The 1,446-nt window shown below is 54.3% G+C and carries 1 rRNA gene (running past one end of the window); it reads right to left on the bottom strand.

Going from position 1 to position 1,446, the window contains the following annotated elements:
• Positions 1 to 50: 50 nt before the first annotated feature.
• A 23S ribosomal RNA gene (locus WH46_RS07150) occupies positions 51 to 1,446 on the bottom strand; its annotated part runs 1,339 nt beyond the window's last position; the annotation flags it as partial.

Raw genomic sequence — 1,446 nt, forward strand, 5'->3', positions numbered from 1 at the left:
ATCACCTGAAAACTGAATCCGAAACGAAACACCGCTGTTTTAGAAGCTTATTGGATAAGCCCTCGACCGATTAGTATTGGTCAGCTCCATGCATTGCTGCACTTCCACCCCCAACCTATCTACCTCGTCGTCTTCAAGGGGTCTTACTAGTTGGGAAATCTCATCTTGAGGGGGGCTTCACGCTTAGATGCTTTCAGCGCTTATCCCGTCCGCACGTAGCTACCCAGCGATGCTCCTGGCGGAACAACTGGTACACCAGCGGTGCGTCCATCCCGGTCCTCTCGTACTAAGGACAGCTCCTCTCAAATTTCCTGCGCCCACGACAGATAGGGACCGAACTGTCTCACGACGTTCTGAACCCAGCTCGCGTACCGCTTTAATGGGCGAACAGCCCAACCCTTGGGACCTACTTCAGCCCCAGGATGCGATGAGCCGACATCGAGGTGCCAAACCTCCCCGTCGATGTGGACTCTTGGGGGAGATAAGCCTGTTATCCCCAGGGTAGCTTTTATCCGTTGAGCGATGGCCCTTCCATGCGGTACCACCGGATCACTAAGCCCGACTTTCGTCCCTGCTCGACTTGTAGGTCTCGCAGTCAAGCTCCCTTATGCCTTTACACTCTTCGAATGATTTCCAACCATTCTGAGGGAACCTTAGGGCGCCTCCGTTACATTTTAGGAGGCGACCGCCCCAGTCAAACTGCCCACCTGACACGGTCCCTGTACCGGATCACGGTACCAGGTTAGAACTCAGATGCGATCAGGGTGGTATCCCAACGGCGCCTCCAAGGAAGCTTGCGCTCCCTCTTCAAAGGCTCCCACCTATCCTGTACAAATCGCACCCCAGTTCAATATCAAGCTGCAGTAAAGCTCCATGGGGTCTTTCCGTCTTGTCGCGGGTAACCTGCATCTTCACAGGTATTAAAATTTCACCGGATCTCTCGTTGAGACAGCGCCCAAATCGTTACGCCATTCGTGCGGGTCAGAATTTACCTGACAAGGAATTTCGCTACCTTAGGACCGTTATAGTTACGGCCGCCGTTTACTGGGGCTTCGGTTCATAGCTTCGCTTGCGCTAACCACTCCCCTTAACCTTCCAGCACCGGGCAGGCGTCAGCCCGTATACTTCGCCTTGCGGCTTCGCACAGACCTGTGTTTTTGCTAAACAGTCGCTTGGGCCTTTTCACTGCGGCCCCCTCGTGCTATTCACACTACCGGGGCACCCCTTCTCCCGAAGTTACGGGGTCATTTTGCCGAGTTCCTTAACGAGAGTTCTTCCGCGCGCCTTAGAATTCTCTTCTCGCCCACCTGTGTCGGTTTGCGGTACGGGCACCTGCTTCCTGGCTAGAGGCTTTTCTTGGCAGTGTGAGATCATGACCTTCGCTACTATAATTTTCGCTCCCCATCACAGCCTGGCCTTGGAGTGTGCGGATTTACCTACACACCA

The organism is Paenibacillus dauci (genome assembly GCF_000971985.1).
GTDB lineage: Bacteria > Bacillota > Bacilli > Paenibacillales > Paenibacillaceae > Saccharibacillus > Saccharibacillus dauci.